The organism is Nioella ostreopsis, assembly GCF_004000255.1.
Taxonomy (GTDB): Bacteria; Pseudomonadota; Alphaproteobacteria; order Rhodobacterales; family Rhodobacteraceae; genus Nioella; species Nioella ostreopsis.
This window is the reverse complement of sequence record NZ_RCIQ01000007.1, coordinates 1-14,541: the sequence shown is the minus strand read 5'-3', so window position 1 is coordinate 14,541 and position 14,541 is coordinate 1. Positions and strand designations below refer to the sequence as shown.

At 64.8% G+C, this 14,541-nt stretch carries 15 protein-coding genes and 1 pseudogene; 9 read left to right on the top strand and 7 right to left on the bottom strand.

From position 1 onward, the window contains the following. Positions 1-46: 46 nt before the first annotated feature. Complete coding sequence (pepN, locus tag EP237_RS09085; protein WP_127560350.1) at positions 47-2,617, bottom strand: aminopeptidase N; 2,571 nt, start codon at positions 2,615-2,617, stop codon at positions 47-49. A gap of 134 nt (positions 2,618-2,751) precedes the next feature. Here pepN and EP237_RS09080 point away from each other — a divergent pair, with 134 nt between their 5' ends. The 4 genes from EP237_RS09080 (at position 2,752) to EP237_RS09065 (ending at position 7,567) form a co-directional block, all read left to right on the top strand. Further along, positions 2,752-3,129 carry a VOC family protein gene (locus EP237_RS09080; RefSeq protein ID WP_127560348.1) on the top strand — a complete coding sequence of 126 codons (378 nt, stop codon included), beginning with the start codon at positions 2,752-2,754 and terminating at the stop codon, positions 3,127-3,129. A 4-nt stretch (positions 3,130-3,133) separates the two neighbouring features. Beyond that, positions 3,134-3,826 (top strand): helix-turn-helix transcriptional regulator, encoded by a 693-nt coding sequence (locus tag EP237_RS09075; protein ID WP_127560345.1) that lies wholly within the window; start codon positions 3,134-3,136, stop codon positions 3,824-3,826. Between the two features lie 40 nt (positions 3,827-3,866). Beyond that, the gene (locus tag EP237_RS09070; RefSeq protein ID WP_127560343.1) at positions 3,867-5,351 is read left to right on the top strand and encodes an FAD-binding domain-containing protein; all 1,485 of its coding nucleotides are present in this window, start codon (positions 3,867-3,869) and stop codon (positions 5,349-5,351) included. A 119-nt stretch (positions 5,352-5,470) separates the two neighbouring features. Next, the gene (locus EP237_RS09065) at positions 5,471-7,567 is read left to right on the top strand and encodes a malate synthase G (RefSeq protein WP_127560341.1); all 2,097 of its coding nucleotides are present in this window, start codon (positions 5,471-5,473) and stop codon (positions 7,565-7,567) included. On the opposite strand, the gene EP237_RS23115 is transcribed toward EP237_RS09065, so the two are convergent. After that, the gene (locus tag EP237_RS23115; RefSeq protein WP_164744671.1) at positions 7,568-7,741 is read right to left on the bottom strand and encodes a hypothetical protein; all 174 of its coding nucleotides are present in this window, start codon (positions 7,739-7,741) and stop codon (positions 7,568-7,570) included. Positions 7,742-7,869: 128 nt separating this feature from the next. On the opposite strand from EP237_RS23115, the gene EP237_RS09060 reads away from it, so the two are divergent. Both EP237_RS09060 and EP237_RS09055 read left to right on the top strand, forming a co-directional pair. After that, the gene (locus EP237_RS09060; protein ID WP_127560339.1) at positions 7,870-8,292 is read left to right on the top strand and encodes a GlcG/HbpS family heme-binding protein; all 423 of its coding nucleotides are present in this window, start codon (positions 7,870-7,872) and stop codon (positions 8,290-8,292) included. Positions 8,293-8,407: 115 nt separating this feature from the next. Next, positions 8,408-9,187, top strand: a complete 780-nt coding sequence (locus EP237_RS09055; RefSeq protein ID WP_127560337.1) for a gamma-glutamyl-gamma-aminobutyrate hydrolase family protein — start codon at positions 8,408-8,410, stop codon at positions 9,185-9,187. Between the two features lie 6 nt (positions 9,188-9,193). On the opposite strand, the gene EP237_RS09050 is transcribed toward EP237_RS09055, so the two are convergent. From EP237_RS09050 to purB, 5 genes are all read right to left on the bottom strand, one after another. Further along, positions 9,194-9,376, bottom strand: coding sequence for a hypothetical protein (locus EP237_RS09050; protein WP_127560335.1), 183 nt, complete (start codon positions 9,374-9,376; stop codon positions 9,194-9,196). A 79-nt stretch (positions 9,377-9,455) separates the two neighbouring features. Next, a complete protein-coding gene (locus EP237_RS09045) occupies positions 9,456-10,514 on the bottom strand; it encodes a FliG C-terminal domain-containing protein (protein WP_127560333.1) in 1,059 nt (352 codons plus the stop codon). 93 nt (positions 10,515-10,607) lie between these two features. Further along, positions 10,608-11,516: an N-acetyl-gamma-glutamyl-phosphate reductase gene (gene argC, locus EP237_RS09040; protein WP_127560331.1), complete on the bottom strand. Its 909-nt coding sequence runs from the start codon at positions 11,514-11,516 to the stop codon at positions 10,608-10,610. Between the two features lie 107 nt (positions 11,517-11,623). Beyond that, entirely contained in the window at positions 11,624-11,785 is a 162-nt protein-coding gene (locus tag EP237_RS23110) for a hypothetical protein (protein WP_158514326.1), read from the bottom strand. A 228-nt stretch (positions 11,786-12,013) separates the two neighbouring features. Then, positions 12,014-13,321, bottom strand: coding sequence for an adenylosuccinate lyase (purB, locus tag EP237_RS09035; protein WP_127560329.1), 1,308 nt, complete (start codon positions 13,319-13,321; stop codon positions 12,014-12,016). Positions 13,322-13,404: 83 nt separating this feature from the next. On the opposite strand from purB, the gene EP237_RS09030 reads away from it, so the two are divergent. The 3 genes and pseudogenes from EP237_RS09030 to EP237_RS23760 all read left to right on the top strand — a co-directional run. Beyond that, positions 13,405-13,740, top strand: a complete 336-nt coding sequence (locus EP237_RS09030; protein WP_127560327.1) for a hypothetical protein — start codon at positions 13,405-13,407, stop codon at positions 13,738-13,740. Then, positions 13,692-14,156: a DUF6314 family protein gene (locus tag EP237_RS09025; protein WP_240661590.1), complete on the top strand. Its 465-nt coding sequence runs from the start codon at positions 13,692-13,694 to the stop codon at positions 14,154-14,156. Before EP237_RS09030 ends, EP237_RS09025 begins: the two co-directional genes overlap by 49 nt. Before the next feature lie 273 nt (positions 14,157-14,429). Continuing rightward, a pseudogene (locus EP237_RS23760) lies at positions 14,430-14,541 on the top strand (Hint domain-containing protein); the annotation flags it as partial.

The following is a 14,541-nucleotide window of genomic DNA, read 5'->3' as shown; positions in this document are numbered from 1 at the left end:
TCCGCCCTTTTCATGGCAGAGCCGGGGAAGGGTCGTGAAAACGCGGTCAGCCTGTCAGCATGCGCCCGGTCATCTCGGCCAGATCGCGGCTGAGCCCGTCGGTTCCGGCGATGCGGTCCAGCTGTTCGCGGATCAGCGCCTGCCGGTCGGCGTCGTAGCGGCTCCAGGTCTCAAAAGCCGTGGACATGCGCGCGGCGGTCTGCGGGTTGGCCTTGTCGAGCCTGAGCAGCCAGTCGGTGAGGAACGCATAGCCCGCGCCGGAGGGGTCATGGAAGCCTGCCGGGTTGGCAGCCGTGAGCCCGCCGATGACGGACCGGAAGCGATTTGGGTTTTTCCAATCGAAATCAGGATGTTCCGTGAGGATCTTCGCGCGATTTACAGCATCTTCGGGGGCGGCATGGGCCACTTGCATCATGAACCATTTGTCCATGACCAGCCGGTCGCTGTGCCATTGTTCGTGGAAGCGTGCGGCGATGTCCGTGTCCCCGGCCTCTAGCAGGCAGGCGAAACCGGCGAGCTGGTCGGTCATGTTGGTCGCGGCGTCGTAATGGGCGCGGGCGCGCACGGGGCCGTCCAGCGGGGTCAGCAGGCGCAGCGCGGTATTGCGCAGGGCGCGGCGGCCAGCGGGGCCTGCATCGCTGCTGTAAGGTCCATCCGTAACCATCTGATCATAAAGGGATTCCAGCGTATCTCTGGCGGCCTCCGCGATGGCGTTGGCCAGCGCCTTGCGGGTGGCGTGGATCTTCATCGGATCGGGCACGAGGCCCGCATCGACGCAGCCTTGGGCGATGTCATCTTCCGACGGGAGCGCCAGCGCGAGGGCGCGGAAGGCCGGGTCGAGGCTGTCGTCGCCCGCGACAGTGGCAAGTGCGTGAAGATAGGCCTCTGCCGGGGGCGTGCCGTCGCGCAGCATGGCGAGCAGGGTTTCGCGGCTGAGCGAGCGGCCTGCCTCCCACTTGGTGAACGGGTCGGTGTCATGGGCCAGCAGCAGGGCGCGGTCTTCGAAACTGGGGCTGTGATCGAGGATCACCGGGGCGGAGAAGCCACGCAGGAGCGAGGGCACAGGGCGGGAGGTCAGCCCGTGGAACTGGAAGGCCTGTCGGGGCTCTGTCACTTCCAGAACGCGGGTTGGTTCCAATTCGGTGCCGTCCTCTGCGATCAGGCCCATGGCCACCGGGATCACCAGTGGCAGTTTTTCGGTCTGGCCGGGGGTTGGTTTGGTTTCCTGTGTAAACTCAATGCGGTATGTGCCATCCTTGAAGTCGTCTGACACGCTCAGCCGGGGAGTGCCGGCCTGGGAATACCAGCGCTTGAACTGGGTCAGGTCGCGGCCGGTGGCGTCTTCGAACACCTTCAGCCAATCCTCGATCGTGGCGGCTTCTCCGTCATGGCGCGTGAAGTAGAGATCGAGCGCTTTGGAGTACGCGTCATCCCCCACCAGCCGCTTCAGCATCCCGATCACCTCGGCGCCTTTTTCGTAGACGGTCGCGGTGTAGAAATTGTTGATCTCGACGAAGCTTTCGGGCCGCACCGGGTGGGCCAATGGCCCCGCATCCTCGCGGAACTGGCGGGCGCGGAGGCTCAGCACATCGTCGATGCGTTTCACCGCATGGCCGCGCATGTCGCCGGAAAACTGCTGGTCGCGGAAAACGGTCAGCCCTTCCTTGAGGCAGAGCTGGAACCAGTCGCGGCAGGTGATGCGGTTGCCGGTCCAGTTGTGGAAATACTCATGCGCGATGATGCCCTCGATGAACTCATAGTCGCGGTCGGTGGCGGTTTCGGGGCTGGCGAGCACATACTTCGAATTGAAGACATTCAGCCCCTTGTTCTCCATCGCGCCCATGTTGAAATCATCGACGGCCACGATGTTGAACACGTCGAGATCGTATTCGCGGCCATAGACCTGTTCGTCCCATGTCATCGACCGTTTGAGCGCACCCATGGCGTAATGGGTCTTGTCCTCATCCCCGCGCCGAACCCAGATATTGAGCGCCACCGGGCGGCCCGACATGGTGACGAAATGATCAGAATAGGCGACCAGATCGCCCGCGACGAGGGCGAAGAGATAGGCGGGCTTGGGCCAGGGATCGTGCCATTGGGCCACCGACCCGTGCCGGTCCACCGGGTTGCCGTTTGACAGAAGCACCGGCATCGGCGAATGGATTCGCACGGTGAAGGGGGCCATCACGTCGGGGCGGTCGGGGTAATAGGTGATCTTGCGGAAGCCCTCGGCCTCGCACTGGGTGCAATACATGCCGCCCGACATGTAGAGCCCTTCGAGCGCGGTGTTCTCGGCGGGGGAGATTTCCACCTCTGCCTCCCAGATGAAGGCCTCGTCCGGCAGGCGCTCGGCGTGCACGGTCAGTGCGGTCTCGGTCTGCTGGTATTCGTTTTCCGAGAGCGTTTCGCCGTCGATTGCGGCCGCAATCAGGGTCAGCTTTTCGCCGTCGAGATGCAGGTCGCCCCGAGGCACGGCAGGGTTGCGGATGAATTGCACGCGCGAGCGGACGCGGGTCGCCTTCGGGTCGAGGGTGAAGTCGAGCTCCACCAGCTCGATCAGCCAGTTGGGCGGGGTGTAATCGGCAAGGTGAATCACCTGTGGGGCAGCGTCGCGCATCTGGGGCCTCCTGTAAGCTGCGTGCAGGGTTTCGCATGCGGCGGACGGGTGCAAGGGGGATGCTGACAGAATGCTGTCAGCAGGGCTGTGACAGACAGGGTGCATTCGCTACTCTCACCCGAAAGGACAGACCCATGAGCTTTACCCCCACCCACCCAACCGTCTGGATCGAGCTGCCGGTCAGCGACCTGACCGCCGCGATGGCGTTTTACAGCAAGGCCACCGGCCTGACGATGGAGCGCATGCAGATGGGGCCCAATGAAACGGCGCTGTTCAAGGCCTCGGATTTCATGTCCGGCGTGGCGGGCCACCTTTATGAAGGCAAACCCGCGGGCGATGGCACCGGCCCGACCGTGCATCTGGCCGCCGAAGGCACGCTGGAAGAGGCGATGGACCGGGTGACCGCCGCAGGGGGCAAGGTGATTTCGCCTGCCATCGAGATCCCGGCGGGCCGGTTCTTCTATGCCACCGATCCCGATGGTAATTCCATCGGCCTCTTTGAGGCTTCGTAATCCGATGCGCCGCGCCGACCGCCTGTTCCAGATCGTGCAGTACCTGCGGGGCGGGCGGTTGGTGACGGCGCAGAAACTCGCCGAGCGGCTGGAGGTCTCGACCCGGACGATCTACCGGGACATCGCGGATCTCCAGTCCACCGGCGTGCCGATAGATGGCGAGGCCGGGGTGGGCTATGTGATGGAGTCGGGCTATGACCTGCCGCCGCTGATGTTCACCCATGACGAGGTGACGGCGCTGGTGGCAGGCGCGCGGCTGATCCGGGCCTTCGGTGGGGCAGGCATGGCCCGCGCGGCAGAGGAGGCGCTGGTCAAGATCGGCGCGGTGCTGCCCGAAGAGACCCGCGCAAAAGCGGCCAAGGTGCAGGTTCATGCCATCGGCTGGCGCATATCGGAGGATCTGCGGGCGCTGATCGACCGGCTGGAAGACGCGGTTGACGGGTCTGTCCGTCTGTCCTTTTCCTATCGTGACAAGGACGGCGCCGCCACGCGCCGCACGGTCCGCCCGCTTGGGCTGTGGTTCTGGGGGGCCAGCTGGACACTGGTCGGCTGGTGCGAATTGCGCGACGATTTCCGCATGTTCAGGCTCGACCGGATGGACGATATCGGGGACGGCCCTAGCTTCAAGCCCGAGCGCGGCAAGCGGTTGCAGGATTTCTATCGCAAGATGGATGTCTGGGGGGAAAAGCACCTCTGACCCCTTCCGCAGATGTTCACTTTATGTTCTGATTTGCAGCATGGGCACGATTCTCTGGTTCAAGCGGGATTTGCGGGTGGCGGACAACCCGGCATTGGCGGCAGCGGTGGCCGGAGACGGGCCGTTCCTGCCGCTCTATATCGTCGAGCCCGGACTTTGGGCCGAACCCGACATGTCGGCGCGGCAATGGCGCTTCGTGGCCGAAAGCCTCGCCGATTTGCGGGCGGATCTGGCCCGGCTTGGCGCGCCGCTGCTTGTCCGGACGGGGGAGGCGGTGGAAGTGCTGGAGGATCTGCGCGTCGCCAATGGGGTGACTCGGCTTGTCAGCCACGAGGAAACCGGAAACCTGTGGACCTTCGCGCGCGATCGCCGGGTTACCGCATGGGCGCGGGCGCAGGGCGTGGCCTGGCAGGAGCTGCCGCAGCCCGGCATCACGCGCGGGCTGGGCCATCGGCGCGGCTGGCAGGCGCGGCGCGACAAGGCGATGCGCGGGCCATTGGTGGCGGCGCCCGAGGCATTGGCCCCGCATGGTCTGGATCCGGGGGCAATTCCCGACGCCTCAGACCTGCGGTTGCGGTTCGACCCTTGCCCGGGGCGCCAGAAGGGTGGACGGGCGCGCGCGCTGGAGCTTCAGGCGGGGTTCCTCGACCGGCGCGCGGTGGGCTATCTCTCGGGCATGTCCTCGCCTGTGACGGCAGCCGGGGTCTGTTCGCGCCTGTCGCCGCATCTGGCCCATGGCACGCTGTCGATGCGCGAGGCGGTTCAGGCACTGGAGGATCACCGGGCCGAGAGCGGGCCGAACCGGGCGCTTGCGGGCTATGGATCGCGGTTGGCCTGGCGCGATCACTTCATGCAGAAGCTGGAAAGCCAGCCCGATATCGAAACCCATTGCCTGCATCCCGCCTATGAAAGCCTGCGCCCCCGCATGCCCGATGCCGAACGGCTGGAGGCCTGGAAGACCGGTGAAACCGGGCTGCCCTTCGTCGATGCCTGCATGCGCCAGCTGATCCACACCGGCTGGATCAATTTCCGCATGCGCGCGATGCTGATGGCGGTGGCGAGCTATCACCTGTGGCTCGACTGGCGGGTGACTGGGGCGCATCTGGCGCGGCTCTTCACCGATTACGAGCCCGGCATTCACTGGCCGCAGGCGCAGATGCAGTCGGGAGTGACCGGCATGAACACGCCGCGCATCTACAACCCCGTGAAGCAGGGGCGGGACCACGACCCGGACGGGCGGTTCATCCGTCAATGGGTGCCGGAATTGCGCCCGGTGCCCGATGTCTTCCTGCATAGCCCCTGGGACTGGGCCGGGGCAGGGCGGTTCCTGGGCCGGGCCTATCCGGTGCCGGTGGTGGAACCGGCAAAGGCCGCCCGCGCTGCCCGCCAGCGAATCTGGGCGGTTCGGGATCAGGACGGGTTCCGCGACACGCGAGACGCGCTGCTGCAGCGCCATGCGTCCCTGCGGCCCGCAAGGCCGAAACCGGCTCAGACCTCCCCACGCCAACTTTCATTTCCGATTTGAAACTATATTAGGCCCCTGAACCCAAGCTCGGTTGTTGCCTATAGGAAACTTCCGCTCTAGATCATGCGGTAACGGCATGCGAATGCATACGAACCGAACAGATCGAGAGGGTTACGGCCATGACAGCGCGCAGCGACAAACACGGGCTTCAGGTGGATGAGCGCCTTGTGGACTTCATCGAAACCCGCGCATTGCCCGGAACGGGTGTCTCGGCAGAGGAATTCTGGGCGGGATTGTCCGGGCTGGTGCATGATCTTGGACCGAAGAACCGGGCGCTGCTGGACAAGCGCGAGGCAATTCAGGCGCAGGTCGATGCCTGGCATGTTGAGCGGCGCGGGCAGCCCCATGACGCGGCGGCCTACACGGCCTTTCTGAAAGAGATCGGCTATCTGGTGCCCGAAGGCCCGGATTTCACCCTGGACACCGGCCCGACCGACCCCGAGATCGCGCATGTGCCGGGCCCGCAGCTGGTCGTGCCGATCATGAATGCGCGCTTTGCGCTCAATGCCGCGAATGCGCGCTGGGGCAGCCTTTATGATGCGCTTTACGGCACCGATGCCATGGGCGATCTGCCCGCGGGCAAGGGCTATGACCCCGAGCGCGGCGCGCGGGTGATTGCCTGGGCCAAGGCGTTTCTGGATGGGGCGGTGCCGGTCGAGGGCGGCTGGTCGACCGTCACCGATATGGGCGCGCTGACGGGGCATCCGCAATTCGTTGGAACCTCTGCCGATGGAACGGAATTTGTTTTCAAGAACAATGGCCTGCATATCCGCGTTAAAGTGGATGCCAGCAGCCCTATCGGTGCGTCAGATCCCGCCGGTATCGCCGATGTGATCCTTGAATCGGCGCTGTCCACGATCATGGATTGCGAGGATTCCGTCGCCGCCGTCGATGCCGAAGACAAGGTGCTGGCCTATTCCAACTGGCTTGGCCTGATGAGGGGCGATCTGACCGAAGAGGTCAGCAAGGGCGGCAAGACATTCACCCGCGCGCTGAACCCCGATGTGGAGGTGGTGACGCCCGGTGGCGAGTCCCTGACGCTGAAAGGCCGGTCGCTGATGCTGGTGCGCAATGTCGGCCACCTGATGACCAACCCCGCGATCCTCGACCGGGATGGTCTGGAAGTGGGCGAGGGGCTGATGGATGCGATGGTGACGACGCTGATTGCCATGCATGACCTTGGCAAACCGGGCGGCAATTCCGTCACCGGGTCTGTCTATGTGGTTAAGCCCAAGATGCACGGGCCGGAGGAAGTGGCGTTCGCGGACGAGATCTTCACCCGCGTCGAGGCGGCTTTGGGCCTGCCGCAATACACCGTGAAGCTGGGGATCATGGATGAGGAACGGCGCACTTCCGTGAACCTCAAGGAATGCATCCGGGCCGCCAAACATCGCGTGGCCTTCATCAACACGGGCTTCCTCGACCGCACCGGCGACGAGATTCACACCAGCATGGAAGCGGGGCCGATGCTGCCCAAGGGCGAGATGAAATCGACCCCCTGGATCGCCTCCTACGAGGATCGCAATGTCGATATCGGGCTCGCTTGCGGGCTGCAGGGCAAGGCGCAGATCGGCAAGGGCATGTGGGCGATGCCCGACTTGATGCACGCGATGCTGGAGGCCAAGATCGGCCATCCGATGTCCGGCGCGAACTGTGCCTGGGTGCCCTCGCCGACAGCCGCAACGCTGCACGCCACCCATTACCACAAGGTCGACGTGCTGGCGCGCCAAGAGGAGATCAAGGCCGGTGGCGCGCGCGGTACGCTGGCGGATCTGCTGACGATCCCGGTGATGGAGGGGCGGAACCTGTCTGACGACGAGGTCGGCCAGGAGATCGAGAACAATGCCCAAGGGATCCTTGGCTATGTGGTCCGGTGGGTCGATCAGGGTGTCGGCTGTTCCAAGGTGCCCGACATCCATGACGTGGGCCTGATGGAAGACCGCGCGACCTGTCGGATTTCCAGCCAGGCACTGGCCAATTGGCTGCATCATGGGATCGTGAGCGAGGACCGCGTGATGGAGGCGATGAAGAAAATGGCCGAGGTGGTGGACCGCCAGAATGCGGGCGATCCGGCCTATCGGCCGATGGCGCCGGGCTTCGACGGGATTGCCTTCAAGGCGGCTTGCGATCTGGTGTTCGAAGGGCGGGTTCAGCCCTCGGGCTACACGGAACCGGTGCTGCATCGCCGGCGGTTGGAGCTGAAGGAAGCGGGCTGATCAATCTCCGCCGTCCGAGGCCGAGTCGTCAGAGGACAGGGAGAAGAGCGACAGGCCGCCAGACAGGGTGAAGAGACCCGGCTTGCGGCGACGCCCGCCGAGGATTCGCCGTAGAAGGGCGAGTACAACGAGCGCAAGGGCAAGGATGATGAGCGCGGTTTCAAGCCTGTCCATGGCAGGATCCCCTACTTGGTCGCATTGCGGCCAGCCTATGGTTTGTGAGTATTTTTGCCAAGAAGAAGGCGCATCCGGGGGTTCCCTGACGGGGGCGGGCGCGCCGTTAACCTTAATGGGGCGTTGAGATGATCACTCTGAAGCAGGCGAAGACGATGGTGGCGGTGACCCGTGACACCGGTCGCGAGTTGGGGCTGAAGCCGCTCTCCGTGGCGGTGCTGGATGCGGGCGGGCATCTGCTGGCCTTCGAGCGCGAGGATGGGGCCAGTCCGGGCCGCTTCGAAATCGCGCGCGGCAAGGCCTATGGCGCGGTGATGCTGGGCATGCCCGGCAGTGCCCAGATGGCGCGGGCCGAGGATCAGGCCTATTTCATGGCCGCGATGAACGGCGCCTTCGACGGCAAGGTGGTTCCGGTGCCGGGCGGCGTGCTGGTCAAGGACGCGTCGGGCGCCGTGATCGGGGCCGTGGGCGTGACCGGCGACACCTCCGACAACGATGCCAAGGCGGCGGTGGCTGGGATCATCGCAGCGGGGCTTAGCCCGGTTGCATGAGCGCCCAATTCGCAGGCAGCGCACAGTCTGCGGGTCGGTTGTGCGCTGACGCTGCTTTCCTCGCCGCGCGCGGCGGCGTATATGCTTGGGAAAGCGCTGAAATCAGAGGGTATCCATGCGGCGACCGGTCATCGGCATTATCGGCAATCATCACCTGATCAACGATCAGTACCCGACCCATGCGGGCGGTACGATGAATTCCGAGGCGATTGCCGAGGTCTCCGATTGCGTGCCGCTGCTGATTCCCGCCGACCCGCGCTATGCCTCGACTGGCGAGCTGCTGGAGGTCTTCGACGGATTTCTGTTCACCGGCGGGCGGCCCAATGTCCACCCGGAGGAATATGGCGAGGACCCGACCGAGGCGCATGGGGCGTTTGATCGCTGCCGGGATGCGGTCAGCCTGCCTTTGATCCGGGCCTGCGTGGACCGGGGACAGCCGATTCTGGGCGTGTGCCGGGGCTTTCAGGAGGTGAATGTCGCCATGGGCGGCACGCTCTACCCGGAAATCCGCGACCTGCCGGGGCGGATGAACCACCGGATGCCGCCCGATGGCACGCTGGAGGAGAAATTCGCCCTGCGCCATACGGTGAGCTTCACCGAAGGCGGGCCGTTCCACCGGTTGATGGGGGCGCGTGAGGTCATGACCAACACTCTGCACGGGCAGGGCATCAAGCGCCCCGGCGCGCGCGTGGTGATCGACGGGCAGGCCGAGGATGGCACGCCCGAGGCGATCTATATCGCGGACGCGCCGGGCTTTACCCTGTCGGTGCAGTGGCACCCGGAATACCGGGCTGCAGAAGACCCGGTGTCGCGGCCTCTGTTCGAGGCTTTCGGGCGCGCCGCCCGGGCCTGGGCAGATGGGCGGCGCGCTGTGCCGGTCAAGGGCGTGGCCTGAGCCGCGTCAGGTCGATTTCGGGCCGCGCAACTCCTTGATGTGACCGCGGATAGACCGCCATTTCTGTGCTTCCTCAGCATTTCCGGCGTTTTCTTCCGCCAAGGCTTTCTGTGCTGCCTCCGCCTCGGCCTTGTCGCCATGCGCGTTGTAGAGCGCATGGGCATATTGGATCAGGTCGCTGGTTCCCATGTCAGTTCCTCCTTTTCTGGGGATCGCTGCGGGTGGGTGACCATCATGATCCGTCGGGCCCGGTGCGGTCAAGCGCTGCTCAATCCTCCTGCTCGATCAGGCGGATTTCGCCGCTATCGGCCAGATCCCGGATCGCGGTGACCAGGTCTGCCATTGCGGCCTCACCCTCGGGGCCACGCACCTTGCCGCGTGCTTCGGCATCGTCACGCAACTGTTCGGCCATGCGTTTGGACATGTTTTCCAGCAGGAATTCGACGGCCACGGGCGCGGCCTCCATCCCGGCGGCGAGCGCTGTGGTGGTGGTTTCCGCGTCAAGCGCCCGCATGACCTTGGGCACGTCTTTCTGATCCAGCCGCTTCGGGATATGGTCGAAGGTGAAGATCGCCTTGCGCACCAGCCCGGCGAAATCCGCATCCGCCCCGTCGAGCCCTTCGAGCACCTTGTCGCGGGTCGCCGCAGCGGCGGCGTTCAGGATCGCGCCCACGCGGTCCGCCGGGGCACTGGCAAAGGCGGGTGTCGGTTGCGCCTGAAGCTGGTCCAGCAGGGACCGCCCGACACGGGTGATGGTGTCTTCCCCGATGGTGGAGGTCAGGGCGACCGCATGGGCCACCACATGCCCCCGGTCCTCCGGCAGATCCGCCAGCAGCGCGGCGGCCTTGGCGACGGGCAGTTTGGACAGCAGGATCGCGCAGATCTCGGCGCTTTCGCGGGCCAGGATGGGTTTCAGCCGGTCCGGGTCGGCGGCAGCAATGCGACGCCAGGGATCGGGCGGGCCGTCACCCTCTGCCAGTTCCGCGATCCGGTCACGCGCCTCTTCCGACAGGTGGTCGCGCACCATGTCGAGCGCGCCTGCAACGCTGCCCGGAAAGGTCAGGCCGATCGTGTCCAGCCTGTGGGCAAATTCGCGGACCACGGCAGACAGGGTGTCCCGGTCTACTGGACCGAGCCCGGCCAGACGCCGCACCAGTGCCTCTTGCTGGCGCAGCGAGAGGCCCGTCAGCCGGGGCATCGCCCCTTCCGAGAGCAATAGCCGCACGATCACCGCGGCCTTGTCGGCGTTCGACATCCGCAAAGGCGGCGCAGGCGCGTCCACGAGTCGTTGCGTCAGTTGCATGTTCAGCCCCACATCTGTTGTCACTCACCCGTCAGGCAGGATCGGAGAACAGGGGTTAAGGGCCGGTAACCCGCCGCAGGGAAAACGCGGCGGGTTTTGTTAAAATCGGACGGGGCCTCAGAGCCCGGCGTCTTCCGGCGCGCCGATCATCAGGTTGAGGTTCTGCACGGCGGTGCCGGATGCCCCCTTGCCCAGATTGTCGAGCGTGGCGGTCACGGTCATGATCCCGGTCTCGTCACTGCCGTGAACCGAAATCTGCATCCGGTTCGTGCCGTTCATCGCCTGTGCATCCAGACGCGCCGGGGCAGGGACCACGTCGACAAAGCGGGCAGATTCGTAGAAGGCGCGGAACGCCTCCTCCAGCGCGGCCAAATCAGGCGCGCCCGCCATCGCATCGCGATGCAAATGCAGCTGAACGATCATGCCCTGCGCGTAATTGCCCACGGCGGGCTGGAAGGCGGGCTGACGGGTCAGGCGGCCATAGCGCATGATCTCGGGCACATGCTTGTGGGTCTGCCCGGTGGCGTAGAGGAAATAGGCAGGGGCGGTGCCCGCGTCATATTCCGCGATCAGCGCCTTGCCGCCGCCGGTATAGCCCGAGGTGCCGGTCAGCACGAGCGCATCGGTTTCGGACAAGATGCCCGCATCCCGCAGGGGCCGGATCAGCGCGATGGACCCGGTGGCGTAGCAGCCCACATTGGCGACGCGGGAGGCGCCCGCGATGGCCTCGGCCTGGCCGGGCAGTTCGGGCATGCCATAGACCCAGTCCTCCGCCACACGATGCGCGGTCGAGGCGTCGATGATCCGGCAGTCACCGGCCAGCGAAACGGCCTCGATGGCGGCGGCATCGGGCAGGCAGAGGATGGCCACATCGGCCTCGGCAAAGGCCTCGGCGCGGGCGGCGGCATCCTTTCGGTGCTCATGCTCCACCTGGACAAGCGTGATATCCGCCCGGCCCTGAAGCCGTTCGAGAATCTGCAGGCCGGTCGTGCCGGCTTCACCGTCGATGAAGACCTTCGCCGTCATGGGCTGTTCCTTTTTGGTCAAGTAGTGGTGGGGGAGGTAACGCGAAATCGGACAGGGCTCAACGCCAAAGCATTGTCCGGATCAAAGCACGGGGTGTTTGGGGGTGATCAGCTGCTGACCGAGGTCTCGCAGCGGCCCGTTACCGGGTCCCAGGTCGTCCCATCCATGCAGCTCGCTCGTCGGTCGCCATGCTCGCAGCCCGATTGGGCCAGTGCCGCAACAGGCGACAGAGCGAAGGTCAGGGCGATGATCAAAGCGGCGGGGCGCATGGGGGCCTCCTGCTTGGGAAATCTGTGTCGCATGTCGACGCGGGCGTAATACTAGCACGAAATCTCTAGCGCGCGAAGCCCCGCACACCGAATTCGTTTTCCCCTTTCATCTTGGCAGAAATACCTCGGGGGGTCGCCATTGGATGCGCCATTGGTTCAAGCCCAATGGCGACGGGGGCAGCGCCCCCCGCGGGTCGACGCCGTCAGGCGGCGAAACACCCTTTCGGATCAGTCCTCGCCAAACACCCGCGCGAAGATCGTGTCCACATGCTTGGTGTGGTAGCCGAGATCGAACTTTTCGTTGATCTCGTCCTCTGACAGCGCCGCGCGGACCTCGTCATCGGCCAGCAGTTCCTCGCGGAAATCGGTGCGGTGGTCCCAGACCTTCATGGCGTTCCGTTGCACCAGCCGATAGGCGTCCTCGCGGCTGACGCCCGCTTGCGTCAGCGCCAGAAGCACGCGCTGCGACATCACCAGACCGGGGAATTTGTTCATATTGTCCAGCATGTTCTGCGGGTAGACCAGCAGCTTGTCGATCACGCCTGTCAGACGGTTCAGCGCGAAATCGAGTGTGATCGTGGCATCCGGCCCGATCATCCGTTCAACGGAAGAATGCGAAATGTCGCGTTCATGCCAAAGCGCCACGTTTTCCATCGCCGGGATCACCGCCATGCGGACAAGCCGCGCGAGGCCCGTCAGGTTCTCGGTCAGGACCGGGTTCTTCTTGTGCGGCATGGCAGACGAGCCCTTTTGCCCCATGGAGAAGAATTCCGCCGCCTCCAGCACCTCGGTGCGTTGCATGTGGCGGATCTCGATGGCGATGTTCTCGATCGAGGAGGCCACGACGCCCAAAGTGGCGAAGAACATCGCGTGACGGTCGCGCGGGATCACTTGCGTGCTGATCGGCTCCGGCACGAGGCCCATCTTGTCGCAGACATGCTCTTCCACCGCCGGGTCGATATTGGCGAAGGTGCCGACCGCGCCAGAAATGGCGCCGGTGGCGATCTCGGCCCGTGCGTCGCGCAGGCGGCTGAGGTTGCGGTCCATCTCGGCATAGAAGCGCGCGAAGGTCAGGCCCATGGTGGTGGGTTCGGCGTGGATGCCGTGGCTGCGGCCGATGCGGACCGTGTCCTTGTGTTCGAATGCGCGGCGCTTCAACGCCGCCAGCAGCGCCTCCACATCCGCAACCAGGATATCGGCGGCGCGGACCAGCTGCACGTTCAGCGTGGTGTCCAGCACATCCGAGGACGTCATGCCCTGATGCACGAAGCGGGCTTCCTCGTTGCCGACGATCTCGGCCAGGTGGGTGAGGAAGGCGATCACGTCATGCTTGGTGACGGCCTCGATCTCGTCGATGCGGTCGACGTCGAACTCCACATCTTTCGCCTTCCAGACGGCTTCGGCATTCTCGCGCGGGATCACGCCAAGATCGGCCTGCGCGTCGCAGGCATGGGCCTCGATCTCGTACCAGATGCGGAACTTGGTTTCCGGGCTCCAGATGGCGACCATTTCGGGGCGGGAATAACGGGGGATCATGGGGCGCAGCCTTGCCTTTGGGGAGGAGTTGGCGTCCTCTTAAGGGCAGAGGACCGTGACCACAAGTTAAGGGGTGTCGCAGGATGATCGGAAAGGCCGGGCTTGCCCTGATGATGATGACCGGCATGGCCCATGCCGACTGGGTGCAGCTGGACGATGCGGGGATCAAGGCAGCGTTGACGGACCGGGACTTCGCCTATGACGACACGGCCACGCAGCATTTCCATGGCTCGGGTCGCACGCGCTATACCTCGGCGGAACCCAGCTGGGGATATTGGCGGGTGGAGGGTGGCCAGTATTGCAGCCAGTGGCCGCCGGGGCTTGAGTGGGATTGCTATGACGTCTTTGGCCATGACACCGGCGCGGTCCGGTGGGACGCCGCTTACGGCAACAGCACCATCGGCAGGCCGCTGAGGTGACGGGGCTGGCCGAATTCGAAGGGCGCTGGAGCCTCAGCCGCAAGATCGTGGACCAACGCGCCGGGCTGACGGGACGGTTGCAGGGCGAGGCGCGGTTCGAGGTCGGGCAGGGCGGGTTGGTGGTGACCGAAACCGGGATGTTGCGCTACGGCGATGGCGCGCCCTTGCAGGCCGAACGGCGCTATCTGTGGCGGTCGGAGGCAGGCGGTATCGCCGTGTTCTTCTATGACGGGCGTGCGTTTCACTGGTTTTCCGCCGAGGAGACCGAAGCCAGCCATGACTGTCCGCCGGATCTTTACCAAGTGCGCTATGATTTCAGCACCTGGCCCGCCTGGCGCGCGATCTGGCAGGTCACAGGCCCGCGCAAGGATTACGTGATGGAGAGTCGCTATGCGCGACGGCCCGGGGATCTGTGAGCCTCCGCCATTTGGGGCGACGTGACAGCGGAGGACCTGAGCAGATGAAGCCTCTCGGTGCGGTTGTCGATACTTCAACCTGACAGGTGGTATCGGCTGTCACGGGTTTTCTCTTTCGAGCCTCAAGCGGTGCGGAAGCTTTCATTGCTCAATCGCAGCCCCCACAGAGCTGGAAAGGGACTGATCGGAGGATCAGCGTTCGACGCAGGACGGGGGGACACCGGGTTCAGGCTGATTGATCTGGAGCTTTGAAATGCCGTTACTGTCTACCACATCGAAACAGAGGCCCATGAGATCATCCTCGCCAATGGTGCCCCTGCTGAGACTTTCATCGACAAAGCAAGCCGCCGCGTATTCGATAACTATGCGGAGTTCGAGGCGCTCT